This is a genomic window from Massilia hydrophila (genome assembly GCF_020208145.1).
GTDB lineage: Bacteria > Pseudomonadota > Gammaproteobacteria > Burkholderiales > Burkholderiaceae_D > Telluria > Telluria hydrophila.
The window spans coordinates 24,903-40,372 of sequence record NZ_JAHYBX010000012.1; the positions used below are offsets into that span (position 1 = coordinate 24,903).

16 protein-coding genes are annotated in these 15,470 nt (G+C 69.4%); 11 read left to right on the forward strand and 5 right to left on the reverse strand.

The window, feature by feature from the left end:
- Window positions 1-271 precede the first annotated feature (271 nt).
- Window positions 272-601, forward strand: a complete 330-nt coding sequence (locus LE190_RS19945) for a DUF4326 domain-containing protein (RefSeq protein WP_225240348.1) — start codon at window positions 272-274, stop codon at window positions 599-601.
- A gap of 24 nt (window positions 602-625) precedes the next feature.
- Here LE190_RS19945 and LE190_RS19950 read toward each other — a convergent pair whose 3' ends face one another.
- On the reverse strand, window positions 626-1,249 hold the full coding sequence (locus LE190_RS19950; protein ID WP_225240349.1) for a GIN domain-containing protein: 624 nt from the start codon (window positions 1,247-1,249) through the stop codon (window positions 626-628).
- A gap of 297 nt (window positions 1,250-1,546) precedes the next feature.
- Between LE190_RS19950 and LE190_RS19955 the strand changes: the two genes are divergently transcribed.
- Complete coding sequence (locus tag LE190_RS19955) at window positions 1,547-2,014, forward strand: GyrI-like domain-containing protein (protein WP_225240350.1); 468 nt, start codon at window positions 1,547-1,549, stop codon at window positions 2,012-2,014.
- A 152-nt stretch (window positions 2,015-2,166) separates the two neighbouring features.
- On the opposite strand, the gene LE190_RS19960 is transcribed toward LE190_RS19955, so the two are convergent.
- Window positions 2,167-2,463 carry a hypothetical protein gene (locus LE190_RS19960; RefSeq protein ID WP_225240351.1) on the reverse strand — a complete coding sequence of 99 codons (297 nt, stop codon included), beginning with the start codon at window positions 2,461-2,463 and terminating at the stop codon, window positions 2,167-2,169.
- A 214-nt stretch (window positions 2,464-2,677) separates the two neighbouring features.
- Here LE190_RS19960 and LE190_RS19965 point away from each other — a divergent pair, with 214 nt between their 5' ends.
- From LE190_RS19965 to LE190_RS19975, 3 genes are all read left to right on the forward strand, one after another.
- The gene (locus LE190_RS19965) at window positions 2,678-4,279 is read left to right on the forward strand and encodes an acid phosphatase (protein ID WP_439847501.1); all 1,602 of its coding nucleotides are present in this window, start codon (window positions 2,678-2,680) and stop codon (window positions 4,277-4,279) included.
- A 230-nt stretch (window positions 4,280-4,509) separates the two neighbouring features.
- The gene (locus LE190_RS19970) at window positions 4,510-5,277 is read left to right on the forward strand and encodes a DUF4142 domain-containing protein (protein ID WP_225240353.1); all 768 of its coding nucleotides are present in this window, start codon (window positions 4,510-4,512) and stop codon (window positions 5,275-5,277) included.
- 93 nt (window positions 5,278-5,370) lie between these two features.
- Window positions 5,371-6,081: a DUF4142 domain-containing protein gene (locus tag LE190_RS19975; protein WP_225240354.1), complete on the forward strand. Its 711-nt coding sequence runs from the start codon at window positions 5,371-5,373 to the stop codon at window positions 6,079-6,081.
- Between the two features lie 13 nt (window positions 6,082-6,094).
- Here LE190_RS19975 and LE190_RS19980 read toward each other — a convergent pair whose 3' ends face one another.
- Both LE190_RS19980 and LE190_RS19985 read right to left on the reverse strand, forming a co-directional pair.
- The gene (locus LE190_RS19980; protein WP_225240355.1) at window positions 6,095-6,673 is read right to left on the reverse strand and encodes an FMN-binding negative transcriptional regulator; all 579 of its coding nucleotides are present in this window, start codon (window positions 6,671-6,673) and stop codon (window positions 6,095-6,097) included.
- Window positions 6,673-7,134 carry an OsmC family protein gene (locus LE190_RS19985; protein WP_225240356.1) on the reverse strand — a complete coding sequence of 154 codons (462 nt, stop codon included), beginning with the start codon at window positions 7,132-7,134 and terminating at the stop codon, window positions 6,673-6,675. The genes LE190_RS19980 and LE190_RS19985 overlap by 1 nt, the downstream gene beginning before the upstream one ends.
- A gap of 90 nt (window positions 7,135-7,224) precedes the next feature.
- Here LE190_RS19985 and pdxR point away from each other — a divergent pair, with 90 nt between their 5' ends.
- From pdxR to LE190_RS20010, 5 genes are all read left to right on the forward strand, one after another.
- A complete protein-coding gene (pdxR, locus tag LE190_RS19990; RefSeq protein WP_225240357.1) occupies window positions 7,225-8,730 on the forward strand; it encodes a MocR-like pyridoxine biosynthesis transcription factor PdxR in 1,506 nt (501 codons plus the stop codon).
- Window positions 8,731-8,734: 4 nt separating this feature from the next.
- Window positions 8,735-9,301, forward strand: a complete 567-nt coding sequence (locus tag LE190_RS19995; protein WP_225240358.1) for a DNA-3-methyladenine glycosylase I — start codon at window positions 8,735-8,737, stop codon at window positions 9,299-9,301.
- Between the two features lie 2 nt (window positions 9,302-9,303).
- Window positions 9,304-10,983, forward strand: a complete 1,680-nt coding sequence (mnmC1, locus tag LE190_RS20000; RefSeq protein ID WP_225240438.1) for an FAD-dependent 5-carboxymethylaminomethyl-2-thiouridine(34) oxidoreductase MnmC1 — start codon at window positions 9,304-9,306, stop codon at window positions 10,981-10,983.
- A 90-nt stretch (window positions 10,984-11,073) separates the two neighbouring features.
- Window positions 11,074-11,781: a sensor histidine kinase gene (locus LE190_RS20005; protein WP_225240359.1), complete on the forward strand. Its 708-nt coding sequence runs from the start codon at window positions 11,074-11,076 to the stop codon at window positions 11,779-11,781.
- Window positions 11,778-13,472, forward strand: coding sequence for a tetratricopeptide repeat-containing response regulator (locus LE190_RS20010; protein WP_225240360.1), 1,695 nt, complete (start codon window positions 11,778-11,780; stop codon window positions 13,470-13,472). The genes LE190_RS20005 and LE190_RS20010 overlap by 4 nt, the downstream gene beginning before the upstream one ends.
- Before the next feature lie 15 nt (window positions 13,473-13,487).
- Here LE190_RS20010 and LE190_RS20015 read toward each other — a convergent pair whose 3' ends face one another.
- Window positions 13,488-14,234, reverse strand: coding sequence for a PhaM family polyhydroxyalkanoate granule multifunctional regulatory protein (locus tag LE190_RS20015; protein WP_225240361.1), 747 nt, complete (start codon window positions 14,232-14,234; stop codon window positions 13,488-13,490).
- A 125-nt stretch (window positions 14,235-14,359) separates the two neighbouring features.
- On the opposite strand from LE190_RS20015, the gene LE190_RS20020 reads away from it, so the two are divergent.
- The gene (locus LE190_RS20020) at window positions 14,360-15,469 is read left to right on the forward strand and encodes a DUF3108 domain-containing protein (protein ID WP_225240362.1); all 1,110 of its coding nucleotides are present in this window, start codon (window positions 14,360-14,362) and stop codon (window positions 15,467-15,469) included.
- The last annotated feature ends 1 nt before the right edge of the window (window position 15,470 follow it).

Consider the following 15,470-nt stretch of genomic DNA (forward strand, 5'->3'; position numbering starts at 1 on the left):
CTAGCGCACGCGGGGCGTTCTTGCCCGGGCGCGCTTGCGCGGCGCGGCAGCCTGAATGGCGCCTTGCCGCTGCCACCCGTGTTCAAGCGTGCGCGCATGCATGGCGCGCGGCGCCACAATGACGCGGTGTCCTGTTTGACAAGCGCTTTGTTCACGGTCCATCGTTCAAGGTCCATCCGATGCCGCATGCAACTCCTTCTTTCTCCCATGGCCTGCCGGGCGGCCGTGTGCCGCTGGCCCGGCGCGGATGCCTTCGCGCACAGGCGGCGCCATGAGCCCGGTACGCGTGCAACTGAGCAGGAAGAAAGGCTGGAAGCTGCCGCCGAACACGGTGTCGGTGGCGCGTCCGGGGCGCTGGGGCAATCCCTTTTCGGTACTGCCGGACCTGGCGCCGGGAACGCCGGTTGGAACGCGCTACGTCGCGATGCCGAGCGTGGCGGACGCGGTGGCGGCGTTTCGCCGCTGGGTGGAACAGGACCCTGACGGCCAGCGCCTGGCGCTGGAAGCGCGCACCGCGCTGCGCGGCCGCAACCTGGCCTGCTGGTGTCGGCTCGACGGTCCCTGCCATGCCGAGGTGCTGCTCGAGATCGCCAACCGCTGAGCGCGCAGCGGTGCCGCCGTGGCCTTACTTGACCGCTACCACGCTGCCGATACCCGACACCGACTTGTGCACCACGCGCGGGTTGCCGTAGTAGCTGAGGTTGCCCATGCCGCGCACGGTGGCGTCCAGCCTCTCGCGGGCGTGGACATGGACCGCGCCGATGCCTTCGAAGCTGACGTCGGCATTCTGCGTCAGCAGCGACTTGGCGTCGACTTCGCCCACGCCATGGGCGCGCAGGCGCAGTTCCTTCACTTCGCCATCGATGGCCAGGCGCCCGGCGCCGCGGTAGTTCACGTCGAGGCGCTCGCCGCGCACATTGGTCAGCTGCATCAGGCCGGCCCCTTCGCCCTTGAAGGTCTGCAGCGCCGGCATGGTGACGACCACGCGGTCTTCGCTGTCGATAGTGTTGCGCTTGCTGTCCTTCATGTCCAGGCGTAGTTCGCCGTCCACCACTTCGCTGGTGACGCGCTCGATGAAGCGCGGGTCGCCGAATACCTTGACGGAATACGACTTGCCGGCTTCCACCTTCAGGCTGACCGGACCGTGTACGGCGATGCCCTTGAAGGGAGGCAGGCTGCGCGCCTGCTCATCGGCATGGGCAAGCAGCGAAACGGCGCTCAGCAGGGTAGCAAGGATCAGGCGTTGCATGGTGGTCTCCGGTAAGTGGTATGCATCCATTGTAGGGAGGCCGAAGCGGGCGGACTGGCGTTTGCGACGAACTGCAAGAATGCGCGCCTGAGCGGTGGCGATGGCGGAATATGTGTCGCAGCACAACCCGGAACCGGGGTGTAAAGCGGTGGCGCTGACCATCGTCAATACCACTGTGTGCGCTATTGCACGCTTGTCCTGCCAGAACACGAAAAATGCGTGCGCACGATTGCGTGCGTGACAATATTGTCGAGGAGTTAAGGCTATAATTTCTGTGTCCACTTTGTAGCCGATACCATGCACATCTCTACTGTTACCCTACCTGAAATGAAGCTCGCCGGGCTGCCGCTCGCAGGTCCGTCTTCGGTTCTGGAAGCGGACATGCCGGATATCTGGAGCAGCTTCCTGGAGCGCGAAAGCGAACTCGGCGAAACCAATGGGCTGCGCTACAGCGTGAGCTTGCAAGACCAGGATGGCCAGCACCTCGAATGCGTGGCCGCCGAGGTCGCCGACCTGAACAATCTGCCGGCGGGCATGATCGGCATCCGGATTCCGGAACGCCGCTACGCGATGCTGACGCACCGCGGACCGATGACGCGCGTGCAGGCTACCTATCTCACCGGCTACGCCGCCATCGAGCAGCTGGGTATGGTGCAGGACGAGGAAAGCTGGCGCATCGAACGCTACGACCGGCGCTACACGCCCTCGCTCGACGATGGCAACCGTCCCGACAACGCCTACGATATCCTGATTCCGCTGCTGTAGATCGAATTGGTGCCGGTATATTTCCCGACCGCCGACGCCGGTAGGGCGGCCTGTACTGCCAGTGTTCCTTTACAGGAACACTTGTATTGTGACGATGAAAAATGACCGGAGTTTGACGCACGCCGCCTGCCGTGCCGCTGGTGGCAGCCGATTCAAGCCTGGCCTGCGCCGCCCGCACCGAATCTGCCGTAGGCATCGCTTTCGTCGCCAGGCTCCTCGTGGGTAGCGGCGAAACGGGCGCTTTCCGAACACTGGGCCAGGTCCTCATCGCTGTCTTCGGCCACTTCGGGCGGACTGAGCATGTCGTCCAGCATGGCCTGCAATGCCGGCGTGTTCCAGTCGACGCCGGTGCGCTGGCAACGCTGTACATAGTTGAGCACTTCCCGGTTTTGCGCCGGGCTCAAGGGAAGACCCTGCCAGGTGTCGGCAGGCGACAAATTCGCTTTCATCGTGACCTCGCTTCGCGGCTGGCCGCCGCGCCAATCCACTATACGCCGCCCAGCCGTGCCAGGCGCACGGGTGGGATGCCGTCGTAAATATTTCAGCGTGCAATAAAAGAACGGATAATGCCTGTTTCTCAGCAACACGGAGCAGGCAGTGCCCGACCGCGCCCCCCACGAATCCACCCCTTCCCATCCCGAGGACCCGGCGCGCCGCCGCCTGATGCAGGCCGCCGCTGCCGGCTTGTCGCTGGCCGTACCGGCCCTGCCCGAGGCCGCGCCGGCCAGGTCCGCTGCCGCTGCGTCCCAGGCACCGGGCGCCTTCGATGCCAAGCTGCGTGCGCACGTCAAGAACGTGGTCGTGATCTATCTCGAAAACCGCAGCTTCAACAACCTGTTCGCCGACTTCCCCGGACTCGCCGCACCCCTGTCCGCCGTGCCGGCGGCGCAATTCCAGCAGAAGGACCGTGACGGCACCGTGCTGCCGACCCTGCCCAAGGTCTGGGGCGGCATGGTCCCGGGCCGCCAGAATATCGGCGGCAAGGACTACCTGGTGAAGGAAGACGACATCCAGGGCCTGCCCAACGCGCCATGGAAACTGCGCGACGCCGAGGGCAAGCCGCTGCCGGAAGGGCTGGTCACGCGCGACCTGGTGCACCAGTTCTACCAGAACCAGATGCAGATCAACGGCGGGCGCAACGACGGCTTTGCCGCCTGGTCCGATGCCGGCGGCATGGTCATGGGCTATTACGGGGAAACCAGCAAGAACCTCGGCTTGTGGCAGATCGCACGCGAGTTCACGCTGTGCGACAACTTCTTCATGGCAGCCTTCGGCGGCTCCTACCTGAACCACCAGTTCCTGATCAGCGGGCGCACGCCGGAATACTTCCATGCCGCCTCGACGCCGGCGAAGTCGAAGATCGCGGTGCTGGCCGACGGACCCACCGGCAGCCGGCTGGCGCTGGCGCCCGATTCGCCCGCATCGGCGCTGGAAGGCAAGCCGAAGTACGCGCACGGCAGCGCCATCACGCCGGACGGCTATGCGGTCAATACCATGGCGCCGCCCTACCAGCCGAGCTGGGTGCGCCCGGCGCCCGGCGGCGACCCGCGCCTGGCCGACCCGCAAGACCCGTCGACCCTGCCGCCCCAGACCTACCGCACCATCGGCGACCTGCTGTCGGAGCGCAATGTCAGCTGGGCCTGGTATGCGGGCGCCTGGCAGGCCGCGCTGGATGGACGCGGCGCCGGGCAGCGCCCGAACTTCCAGCACCATCACCAGCCCTTCAATTACTTCCAGCAGTTTGCCCCGGGCACGAAGGCGCGCGAAGCGCACCTGGTGGATGCCGGCATGGGCGACAGCCCGATCTCGAACCGCTTCATCGCCGACGCGGTCGCCGGCAAGCTGCCGGCGGTCAGCTTCTACAAGCCGCAGGGCAACCTGAACCTGCACGCCGGCTATTCGGACATCGAATCGGGCGACGCCCATGTGGCGAACGTGATCGAACACCTCAAGAAGTCGCCCCAGTGGAAGGACATGGTCGTGGTGATCACCTTCGACGAGAACGGTGGCTGGTGGGACCACGTGGCGCCGCCGCAGGGCGACCGCTGGGGGCCGGGCTCGCGCATCCCGGCGATCGTGGTGTCGCCGCATGCCAAGCGCGGATCGGTGGACCACAATTTCTACGACACTACGTCGATCCTGCGTTTCATCACCCGCCTGCATGGCCTGCCGCTGCTGGAAGGCTTGGCCGAACGCAACGCCGCCTTCGCGGCGCGCGGCGCCCGTCCACCGGGCGACCTGAGCGCCACGTTGCGCTTCCGCTGAACCGGCGGCGCGACCGTTCTCCAAGCCAGGGCCAGTCCACGGACTGGCCCTTTTTTCGCCCGCATTGCCCGCCTCCTTGGCCAAGAAATTGCCATCTGGCTAACGTGCGCTGTGTCGGCAAACCCACGGCTACACTCGACGCGCTCGACATCGCCGATGTCAGAACCAAGGAGAGGCCGCCTGCTTGACCCGGGCGGCAGCCCCATTCACGACAAGCACAGGAGAAGCTCATGCAGAAGAATCAGGTTGTCAAAAAGATGCTGGCAGTGGGCGCCTTTGCCGCCATGTTCAGCGCCTTCGGTGTCCAGGCCCAGACCAGCGGCCAGAGCGCCACCAGCCAGTCGAACATGACCGGCAAGACCAGCGCCGATGGCACTGTCAACAACACCAGCAGCCAGGGCATGGAGGATCGTAGCGGCCAGATGGCCAACCCGGGCAGCCAGGGCACGAGCCGGGCCCAGGGTGCCAAGTCGCACACCGCGGTGCAGTCGACCTCGGGCTCCTCGGGCGCGGCCGGCGCTACCGGTTCCGGCGCTGCCAAGCTGAGCGCTGCGGACAAGAAAGCGCTCACCGACATGGCCATTGCCAACATGGCCGAGGTCGAGACCGGCAAGCTGGCCCTGAGCAAGAGCCAGAACGCGGAGGTGAAGACCTTCGCGCAGCAGATGATCGATGACCACGGCAAGGCCCTCACCGAGGTGCAGTCCTTGGCCCAGACGAAGGGCGTGACCCTGCCGACCGAGCTGGACGCCAAGCACAAGGCCATCTCGGCCAAGCTGGAAAAGCTCAGCGGCGAGGCCTTCGACCGCGAGTACATGAAGACCGTGGGGGTGACCGACCACAAGCAGACCCACAGCAAGCTGCAGCAGGGATCGAAGAGCGCCAAGGACCCGGACGTCAAGGCACTTGCCACCAAGATGATGCCGACCGTCGAGCAGCACCTGAAGGCGGCGCAGCAGATGACGTCGCACAAGTCCGGTACTACTTCGGGCAAGTGATCGGCTGACGTTTTACAGGCTGTGGCATGCCGGCGACGCCGTCCTGCGCGGGACGGGCGCCGGCGTGCACGCAGCCGCATCAAGGAGAATTCCATGCAGAAGACCCCGCGCATCCATTCCGCGCTGACGCTGGCGGTGGCCGGCGCGCTGTTCGCCGCCGGCGCAGCGCAGGCCCAGCCCCCGGCCCAGCCTCAGGCCAAGAACCCGGCTCCATCCCAGGCCCAAGCCCAGGTCCCGGCACAGGCAGCCCAGCCGGCCGGGGCTCCTGCAAAGCCTGCAGGCAAGCTGGAGCGTTCAGACCGCAATGCCCTCATCGACATGGCCCAGTCCAACATGGCCGAGATCGCCAACGCCAGACTGGCGCTGGCCAAGGGTGTGAATCCCGAGATCAAGGCCTATGCGCAGCGCATGCTCGACGAACACGGCAAGACCCTGGCCGAAGTCCAGGCCCTGGCCCAGGCCAAGGGCGTCGAACTGCCGAAGGAGCTGAACGTCAAGTACAAGGCCAAGGGCGCGCTGCTGCAGACCCTGAGCGGCGACATCTTCGACCGCACCTACATGAAGCAGTCGGGCCGGCGCGACCATCGCGTCACCCACGAGCAGCTGAAGGACAACCTGGAAAAGATCAAGGACCCCGACATCAAGGCCCTGGCCACGAAAATGCGGCCGGTCGTGGAGCAGCACCTGCTGGCGGCCGACGAGCTGATCGCGCGCACCGCGCGCAACGCCACCGGCACGGCGGGAACGCCAGGCAACGATACCAGCACGGCCACCGGCAAGGAGCCGACACCGATGAAGAAGTAGGGCCGCCCGGCCCTCAGGCGCAGTCCTCGGCCGGCGCCGGCGGGGCGCCTTTCCACTTGGCTTCGATGCGTTCGATGGCGATCTCGATGCCAACCAGCGCGCGCAGCATGTCCTCGATGTATTCCGGCGGTGCGTCCGCCACCGACCAGGGATGCGGCTGGCCGGCTTCATGCTGCGCCGTCTGGGCGTGCAGGAAGCCTCGCAGCCAGGCCGGATCGTCCAGCGCGCGCAGCGTCCCATGCACGTGCACCGCGTGATAGTCCCAGGTCGGCACCACCCGTCCACCCCGGGCGATTTTCTGATGCCGGTCCGGCGTCACGTAGCCGTCCGGACCGCGGAACACCACCAGCACCGCCTGTCCCGCGCGCCGCCACAGCGGATTGGCGCGCGCCACATGGGCGCGCAGCAGGTCCCGCGGTCGATCCGCCGGTTCGGCGTCCGGCCGGGCGGCGGCGGGGACGAAAGTAAAGGGCAGGTGGTCGGCATCTGGCAGGCCATCGTCCTGGGTGACCAGCATCCCCAGCGCATGCGCGCGGATCAGCGCATGGATCGCCTGCGGGTCGGACTGGCGGTGGCGGGCCGGCAGGTACATCAGTGCGCCTCCAGCACGATGACATCCGCCTTGAGCGAATTCGCGACGTAGCAGCGCGCGTGGGCCGCGTGGTGGAGCCCGGCGAGCGCCGCTGGCGTCGGCGTCGGGGCGCCGAACACGATCGCCGGCCGCAGTTCGATGCGCGTGATGGCGTCGCGGCCGTCCGCGTCCTGGCCGAGGTAAGCGACGGCACTGTCCTGGTAGCTGTCCACGGTGTAGCCGGCCCGCGCGGCCAGCGCCAGGAAGAACAGCATGTGGCAGCTGGAGGCCGCCGCCACCAGTGCTTCTTCCGGATCGAGCGCCTGCGGGTCGGACAGCGGCACCGGTACCGACAGCGGCGAGGACGAGGCCCGCAGCCGCAGGCCGCCGTCGAAGCGCCAGTCGTGGGCGCGGCTGTAGCGCCCGTCAAGGAATGCCTGGCCGGCGCGTTCCCAGCGCACCTCCGCCCCGAACTGTTTCATTGCCGCTCCTTGCGATGTGGAGCCGCCATCCTAGTGCCGGCCTTGGCTTGCTCAAAGTGCCAATCCGCGCGAAGATGGGCGTACCAATCCATGATCACCGACGAACTCATTGCCGCCACACCGCTCGAGCGCGGGGCTGCCACGCCGCTGTTCCGCCAGCTCTATGCACGGCTGAAGGACGCGATCCTGCACGGCCGGCTGGCGCCGGGTGCGCGCCTGCCCGCCACCCGCACGCTGGCGCGCCAGCTGCAGGTCTCGCGTCAGACCGTGCTGGCGGCCTACGAACAGCTGACCGCCGAAGGTTACCTGCGCGGCGGGGTAGGGCAGGGCAGCTTCGTCGACACGGCGCTTCCGGCGCTACGGGGTCCGGGCGCGCCGGCGCCGGAGCGGGCCGCCGCCCCCAGGCCGCTGCCGGCGCGCGGCCTGGCGCTGGCCTCCGGCATGGCGCGTGTGCGCCACCACCAGGGGCCGCTGCGCGCCTTCCGCCCCAGCATGCCGGGTCTCGACCTGTTTCCCTTCGAGGTCTGGCGCAAGCTGGAAGCGCGCCACTGGCGGCGCCGCGCGCTGCCGCTCGGTTACGGCGGCGCGGCCGGCCATGCGCCCTTGCGCGAACTGCTGTGCGCCTACCTGAACGCGGCGCGCGGCGTGCGCTGCACGCCGGAACAGATCGTCATCACCAGCGGCTCGCAGCAGGCGCTGTACCTGCTGGCGCAGCTGCTGCTGGCGCCGGGCGAGGGCGTGTGGCTGGAGTCGCCCGGCTACCAGGGCGCCGCCGCGCCCTTCGAGGTGGCGGGAGCGCGCGTATGCCCGGTGCCGGTCGATGCCGAGGGCATGGACGTGGCCTACGCCGAGGCGCATTACCCGGACGCCGCCCTGGCCTTCGCCACGCCCTCGCACCAGCTGCCGCTCGGGGTGACCATGAGCCTGGCGCGCCGCCTGGCGCTGCTGCGCTGGGCCGAGGCGCGGCGCGCCTGGATCATCGAGGACGACTACGACAGCGAATACCGGTACACAGGACCGCCGCTGGCCTCGCTGCAGGGCCTCGACCGCAGCGGCTGCGTGATCTATGTCGGCACCCTGTCCAAGGTGCTGTTCCCCGGCCTGCGCCTGGGCTACGTGGTGGCGCCGCCGGCGCTGGCCGAAGCACTGGCCCAGGCCAAGGCGGTGGTCGACCGCCACAGCGCGATCGTGCCGCAGGCGGTGCTGGCCGACTTCATCCAGCAGGGCCATTTTGCGCGTCACATCCGGCGCACCCGCGAGGCCTATGGCGCGCGCCGCGCCGCGCTGCTGGAAGCGCTCGATGGCCGGCTGGGCGGCATGCTGCGCTGCGGCCCGGCCGACGCCGGGCTGGACGTGTGCGTGCACCTGGCCGGCGGCATGGACGAAGCGGCCGCCGTGGCGCGCGCCACCGCGGCCGGCATCGACCTGCGTCCGCTCTCGTACTACGCGCATCCGGCGGCTGGTCCGGCATGCGCCACCGGGCCCGGGCTGCTGCTCGGCTTCTCGGCCTTTACCCCGGCGCAGATCGCCGAAGGCGTGGCGCGCCTGGCCCAGGCGCTGCTATCGAGGGATGGACGGCGCCAGGATTTATACTAGGCGGATGAACCCACCTGTCCGCTGCTCATGGGCCAATCCGGCCAACCCGCGCTATCTCGCCTACCACGACCACGAATGGGGCGTGCCCTGCCACGACGAGACCACGCTGTTCGAGATGCTCAACCTGGAAGGTGCCCAGGCCGGCCTGTCGTGGGAGACCATCCTGAACAAGCGCGACAGCTACCGCGCCGCCTTCGATGGCTGGGATGCGGAAAAGATCGCGCGCTACGACACGGACAAGGTCGCGCAGCTGCTCGCCAATCCGGGCATCGTGCGCAACCGCCTGAAGGTGGCGGCCGCGATCGGCAACGCCCGGGCCTACCTTGCCATGCGCGCGCAGGGTCTCACGCTCGATGCCTACCTGTGGGGCTGGGTCGACGGCAAGCCGCTGGTAAACAGCTGGGCGGATGGCGCGCGCCCGGCCCGCACCGAACTGTCCGACCGCATCTCGAAAGACCTGGGCAAGCGCGGCTTCAAGTTCGTCGGCTCGACCATCGTGTATGCCTACCTGCAGGGCATCGGCGTGGTGGACGACCATGACCGCGCGTGCTTCCGCCACGCGGGGGCTTGACGATGGACCTGCGTGCGCACTGGCGCGGCCGCGAGCGCTATACGGTGTTCGACGCGGAGTATGGCGACGGCGCCCGGGCGCGCGCGCTGCAGGAGGCATGGCGCGCCGATCCGGCGCGGCCGGCGCGGCTGCACATCGTGGCCTGCGTGCCGGGTCCAGCGAACCTGCTGCCGGGCTTTCACCGCATCCCACAGGACGATCCGCGCCTGAGCCTGACGCTGCTGGCGGCGCCGTTCGATACCGCCCTGGCGCAACTGGGCGCGCAGCCGGATGCGTTCTTGCTGGAGGCGCCGGCCGGTACCGGCTTCGCGCGGCCGCTGGCGCGCATTGCTGCCCGCGAAGCGCGCCTGTTCGCGGCGCAGCTTGATGACGGACAGCACGCCGCGCTGGCGGCCCAGGGCTTCGTGTTCGACGGCAGCGGCGCGCAGGCCGTGTTCAAGAGCCGCAAGCCGCGCCTGCCGCTGGCGCAGCTGGCGGAGCGGCGCGCCATCGTGCTGGGCGCCGGCTTGGCCGGCGCGGCCGCCTGCGCCAGCCTGTGCGCGCGCGGCTGGCAAGTGACCCTGGTCGAGCGCCATCCGGCGCCGGCGATGGAAGCTTCCGGCAACCTGGCCGGCATCTTCATGCCGCTGCTTTCGCGCGACGACAATCTGCCGACCCGCCTGACGCGCGCCGCCTACCTGTATGCGCTGCGCGCGTGGGCGCAGCTGGGCGGCATCGGCGCCGCCATCGAGGGCCAGGCCTGCGGCGTGCTGCAGCTGGCGCGCGACCCGCAACACGCGTCCGTATCTCGCGCCATCGCGGCCGCGGGGCAGTATCCGCCCGGCTTCGCGCGCTGGCTGGAAGCGCCGCAGGCCGAGGGCCTGCTCGGCCTACCGGCGCCCGATGGCGGCTGGCTGTTTCCGCAGGGCGGCTGGGCCCGTCCCGGCAGCGTGTGCGCGGCGATGCTGGCCGCCTGCGGCGAGCGCCTCGAACGCCGCTTCGGCGCCGGCAGCGTCGTCCTGCAGCGCGCAGGCGACGCTTGGCTGGCATGCGGCCCGGACGGCGCCGTACTGGCCGAGGCGCCCACCGTGGTGCTGGCCAACGGCGCCGGCGCGCGCAGCCTGGTGCAATCGCGCGCGCTGCCGCTGGCCGCGCTGCGCGGACAGGTAACCCACCTGGCTTCGGCCAGCTTGCCCGCGCTGCCGCTGGTGCTGTGCCGCGAAGCCTACCTCACCCCGGCGGCGAACGGCATCGTCTGCGCCGGCGCCACCTACGACCTCGATGCCGATCCGCAACTGCGTGCGTCCAGTCAGGCGGAAAACATCGAGCGCCTGCGCGGCCTGCTGTCCGACCCGCGGGCCGGCACCGATGCGCCGCTGGCGGGGCGCGTCGGTTTTCGCTGCGTGGCCCCGGACCGGCTGCCGCTGGTGGGCCGCCTGCCGGACTTCGAGGCGGCCGGAGGCACCGAGCGCCTGCGCGACGTGCCGCGCCACCCTGGCCTGCATGCCTTGCTCGGCTATGCCTCGCGCGGCCTGATCTGGGCGCCGCTGGCTGCCGAACTGCTGGCGGCCCAGCTCGAAGGCGAGCCGCTGCCGCTGGAAACGGCACTGGCCGATGCGCTCGATCCGGCGCGCTTCGTGCTACGCGCGCGGCGCGGCCAGCGCGGGCCGGAGGCAGGTCCGGTCCATGACAAGTTGCTCTGAAACAATTATTCACCTGGCGCCATCAATTGCCGCCCAGAGGTCGTTATAATTGATTGAGAGTAACTAATTGGCCACTGGCTGGCTACGCCGATGGAAGATCCGCACTCGCCCCTGTCCATGTTCCTCGCGTCGACCGCGCACGACATGAAGAATTCGATCAGCGTCCTGTCCGGGACGCTCGAGCGCCTGCTCGACGAGACGCCGCCCGCGGCAGGCGATGCCTGTCCGCGGATGGCGCAGATGGCGCAAATGCTGTACCAGACGCGCCGCCTGAACGACAAGCTGATGCAGCTGCTCGCCCTGTACAAGCAGGTCGGCACGGCCGTCTATCCTTTCGACCTGCAGCCGGTGGAGGTCGGGCAGCTGGGCGAGCAGGTGCTGGCCCTGGGGCGCGTGCTGCTGGCCTCGCGCGGCATCCGGATCGAGCTCGACATCGAGCCCGAGCTGGTCTGGCACCTCGACGAAGACCTGGTGATCGGGGTGCTCTCGCATGCCGTCAACAATGCCGTGCACTACACGCGCGACCGCATCCTGCTGGCGGCCTGCGTGCGCGACGGATGGCTCGAGCTGCGGGTCGAGGACAACGGCGCCGGCTACCCGGGCGCGCTGCTGGCCGCGGACGACGCGGGGATGGACGGCATGGGCGGCCTCGACTTTTCCACCAACAGCGCCGGCCTGGGCCTGCATTTCTCGCGCGAGGTGGCGCGCATGCACCGCCACCGCGGGCGCAGCGGCGCGGTGCGCCTCGAGAACGGCGGCCGGCTCGGCGGCGGCTGCTTCATCCTGGCGCTGCCATGAGCGAGACTGCGCCCGGCGCGGACGGCGCCAGCCAGGACGGCGTCGACTGGGCATCCAGGACCTACCTGGTGGTCGACGATTTCATCGGCGTACGCCAGCTGCTGCGCGAAGCCCTGCGCAGCCTGGGCGCGCGCCACATCGACCAGGCGGCCAGCGGCGGCGAAGCCATGGGCCTGCTGGTGCGCACCCGCTACGACGTCGTGCTGTGCGACTTCAACCTGGGCGAAGGCAAGAACGGCCAGCAGGTGCTGGAAGAGGCGCGCATGCGCAACCTGCTGCTGCCCTCGAGCGTGTTCCTGATGGTATCGGCCGAGAAGAGCGTGGAATCGGTGATGGGCGCGGCCGAGCACCAGCCGGACGCCTACCTGGTCAAGCCGATCACCGAAGGCGTGCTGCTCACCCGCCTGAACCGGGTGTGGCGCAGGAAGCAGGTGTTCAGCCCGATCGACCGCGCCTATGCCGAGAAGGACTACCTGCGCGCGGCGCGCCTGTGCGACGAGGGGGCGGCGGCCAACAAGGTGCACGAGATCGATTTGCTGCGCATGAAGGCGCGCCTGATGGAGCGCAGCGGCGAGCCGGCGCGCGCAAGGGAGACCTACGAACGGGTGCTGGCGCAGCGCGAATACCAGTGGGCGCGCGCGGGCCTGGCCCGGATCCGCCTGGCCGATGGCGACTTCGAGGGCGCGCGCCAGATGCTGCAGTCGGTGATCGCCGAGAACCGCTACTACATCGACGCCTACGACCAGCTGGCCCTGGCCCTGCAGAACATGGGCCGCCACGAGGAGGCCTTCAAGGTGCTGGAGCGCGCCGCCAAGCTGTCGCCGAACTCGGTGCCGCGCCAGCGCAGCCTGGGCCAGGCCTGCCTCAGGCTGGGCAACGTCGCGATGGCGGAACGGGCCTTCCGCAAGTGCATCGCGATCGGCGAGTACTCGATCCGCAAGACGCCCGACGCCTACCTCGGCCTGGCGCGCGTGTGCGGCCTGAAGAACGACCCGAAGGAAGCGCTGCTGCTGCTGCAGGCGGCCCAGCGCGAGTTCGCCGCCGAGCATCCGGACATTGGCCTGCGCGCCAAGATCACCGAAGGCCTGGTCTACCACGAGAGCGGCGACTACCGCCGCGCGCGCAAGGCCGGCGACGAGCTCGAAGCGCTGCTGCAGGCGACTCCGGAGCGGCCCGACGTGCCGACCTGCATCCAGATGGCGACCCTGCTGTTCGCGGTGGGCGTCAAGGAAGCGCCGGTGGACCTGCTGTGCTACGTGATCCGGAATAACCACGACAACACGCTGCTGCTGGACGAAGTGCAAGCGGTGTTCGACAAGGCGCGCATGGGAGAAGAGGGGATGGCGCTGATCCGCGGCGCGCGCAAGGAAGCGGTCGACCTGATGAACCAGGGCGTGCTGCTGTGGAAGACCGGCAAGCTGGGCGAAGCGACCGAGTGGATGCGCAATGCGCGCGCGGCGCTGCCGAACAATGTGCGCATCCTGTTCAACTCGGCGCAGATCCTGGTCTCGGTCATGCAGCAGCGCGGCTACGAGGCGCAGCTGTACGACGAGGCCCAGCAGGTGCTGGCGCGGGTCGACCGGCTGCAGCCGGGGCAGCAGCGTTTCGCGCGCCTGATGGAACAGCTGATGCAGCTGGTGCCGAAGGACGACGCTGCCGTGGAGGCCAGCGCTGCCGCTACGGCCGGCTGACGCGCGGCGGCTCCCTCAGCCCTTGTCGGCCTTCACGCGCGGATTGCGTCCCACCCGCCTGGATCCTGCCGCTTCCACCGGGGCCGCTGGCGGCGCGCCCCCCGAGACATCGAGCGGCGAGCCTCCGGCGGGGCTGGCGCCACCCGGCTGCGCTGCGCCGCCACCCGGTGCGGCAGCGGGCGTGTCCGCCGCGGCCGTGGACGCAGGCATCGCACCGGCAACGGCCTGGCGGAACTGGTCTTGCAGCAGGTTCCACCAAGCCACTGCAGCCGGCATGGCCGCACTGGCGCTGGCCGGACCGGCCTGATCCTGGCTGGCGGGTGCGTCGGTGGCAGCGGAGGCGGGGGTGGCAGGGCGCTCGGCTTGCTGGGAGGACGGGGCCTGCGGCGCGGCGCCGTCCTGCGCAGGCGTCGTTTTACCCGCCTGCGCGAAGAACTGCGCGAACGGCGCCGCCATGGCGGGATCGCTGCCGGCCCGCTGCATCGCCTGCGCCATGCTGTCGCTCATCGCCTTGAGGGTGGCCAGGGTGCCGCGCTGGACCTCGAGCGCCTGGATCGTCCCGCGCAGCATGCCGAGATTCAAGTTCAGCCAGGATTCGACAGCCTTGAGGTCGGCGATCTTCTTGTCCAGCTCGTCGACAGACAGGGTGGGACTGTGCATGCCCGGCATCCCGGTGCCCGGGATGTTCATGCTGCCCCAGAGCTTCTTCACGAATTCGAGCGTATCGGTCATGCCGGCGGACTGCGGGGATGGCGTGGACATCGGTGTTCTCCGTTGGTGGACGCCTAAGCGTAGCAGATAACTAACATGCCACAAAGCGCCTGCGCCAACGCAGGGCAGGGAGCCCCGTCGCTGCAGGGGCGCGGCGCTCAGGCTACACTAGGGGCATGAGTCCCGCTTTCCTCCCCCAGCGGCGCCGCGCACTGATGCTGGGCACGCTGATCGTGCTGCTGCATTGGCTGGTGTTGAGCCTGCTCACCGCGGGCACGCGCGGCATCGCACTGCCGGGGCGCGAGGGAGAACCCCTGCTGAGCGTGGCGCAGCTGCTGTCCACGCCGCCGCCGCCCGAGCCGGAACCGGTGCCACCGCCCGCGCCGCCCATGGTGCAGCCGCCGCTGCCCACGCTGCCGGCACTGCCGCAGATCGCGGTGGTCGAGGACGCGGTGGGCGAACCCCTGCCGCCGGGGCCGCCCGCGCAACCGGCCGCGCCGCCCGACGCGCCTGTGCTCCCTGCGCCCGCCAGTGCGCCGCCCGCCACCGCGGCGGCGGCTGCGCCGGAATCCGAACCCGGTCCGCCCCCGATCGTGCACACCATCCGCCGCTACACGGTGGACGTGCCGCCGCCTGCCGAGCTCACCTACGACGTCGCCCGCGTCGATGCCGACGGCACCACCTGGAGCGGCCAGGCCCTGCTGTCCTTCATGCGCGATGCCCAGTCGTACCGGATGCGTTTCGAGGCCGGCATCAAGATCGTGTTCGCGCGCGTGAACCTGGTGGCGCTCACCAGCGAAGGCCACCTCGGCAACACCGGCCTGGCGCCGGTGAAGATGACGGAAAAGCGGCGCGGCCGCGCCCTGACCGCCACCCATTTCGACTGGCCCGGCAACAAGGTCAGCTTCTCCGCCTCGGAGAACCAGTATGCGCTGCTGCCGGGGGCGCAGGACAAGGCGACGGTGCCGCTGCAGCTGGCGGCGATCGCGCGTGGCGACCGCGCCCAGCTGTCCGGCGACATCGACATGTTCGTCGGCGAAGATCGCTGGGGCAGCGTGTACACTTTCAATGTGGTGGGCCCGGAAGAGATCGACACCCCCATGGGCCGCCTGCAGACCGTGCGCGTGGCGCGCCCGCCCAAGCAGGGCTCGTACAAGTCGCGGCTCGACATCTGGCTCGCGCCCGCGCATGGCTGGCTGCCGGTGCAGATCCGCAGCAGCGAAGCCAACGGCGCCGTCACCACCCAAACGGCGAAGCACATCGCCATGACCCAACCAGGACTCTGAT

Bases quoted from the DNA above. Each gene is read 5' to 3' on its own strand.
- LE190_RS19945 (WP_225240348.1), top strand. From the start codon at position 272: ATGAGCCCGGTACGCGTGCAACTGAGCAGGAAGAAAGGCTGGAAGCTG.
- LE190_RS19955 (WP_225240350.1), top strand. From the start codon at position 1,547: ATGCACATCTCTACTGTTACCCTACCTGAAATGAAGCTCGCCGGGCTG.
- LE190_RS20010 (WP_225240360.1), top strand. From the start codon at position 11,778: ATGAGCGAGACTGCGCCCGGCGCGGACGGCGCCAGCCAGGACGGCGTC.
- pdxR (WP_225240357.1), top strand. From the start codon at position 7,225: ATGATCACCGACGAACTCATTGCCGCCACACCGCTCGAGCGCGGGGCT.
- LE190_RS19950 (WP_225240349.1), bottom strand. From the start codon at position 1,249: ATGCAACGCCTGATCCTTGCTACCCTGCTGAGCGCCGTTTCGCTGCTT.
- LE190_RS19970 (WP_225240353.1), top strand. From the start codon at position 4,510: ATGCAGAAGAATCAGGTTGTCAAAAAGATGCTGGCAGTGGGCGCCTTT.
- LE190_RS20005 (WP_225240359.1), top strand. From the start codon at position 11,074: ATGGAAGATCCGCACTCGCCCCTGTCCATGTTCCTCGCGTCGACCGCG.
- LE190_RS19980 (WP_225240355.1), bottom strand. From the start codon at position 6,673: ATGTACCTGCCGGCCCGCCACCGCCAGTCCGACCCGCAGGCGATCCAT.
- LE190_RS20020 (WP_225240362.1), top strand. From the start codon at position 14,360: ATGAGTCCCGCTTTCCTCCCCCAGCGGCGCCGCGCACTGATGCTGGGC.
- LE190_RS19995 (WP_225240358.1), top strand. From the start codon at position 8,735: ATGAACCCACCTGTCCGCTGCTCATGGGCCAATCCGGCCAACCCGCGC.
- LE190_RS19960 (WP_225240351.1), bottom strand. From the start codon at position 2,463: ATGAAAGCGAATTTGTCGCCTGCCGACACCTGGCAGGGTCTTCCCTTG.
- mnmC1 (WP_225240438.1), top strand. From the start codon at position 9,304: ATGGACCTGCGTGCGCACTGGCGCGGCCGCGAGCGCTATACGGTGTTC.
- LE190_RS19985 (WP_225240356.1), bottom strand. From the start codon at position 7,134: ATGAAACAGTTCGGGGCGGAGGTGCGCTGGGAACGCGCCGGCCAGGCA.
- LE190_RS19975 (WP_225240354.1), top strand. From the start codon at position 5,371: ATGCAGAAGACCCCGCGCATCCATTCCGCGCTGACGCTGGCGGTGGCC.
- LE190_RS19965 (WP_439847501.1), top strand. From the start codon at position 2,678: ATGCAGGCCGCCGCTGCCGGCTTGTCGCTGGCCGTACCGGCCCTGCCC.
- LE190_RS20015 (WP_225240361.1), bottom strand. From the start codon at position 14,234: ATGTCCACGCCATCCCCGCAGTCCGCCGGCATGACCGATACGCTCGAA.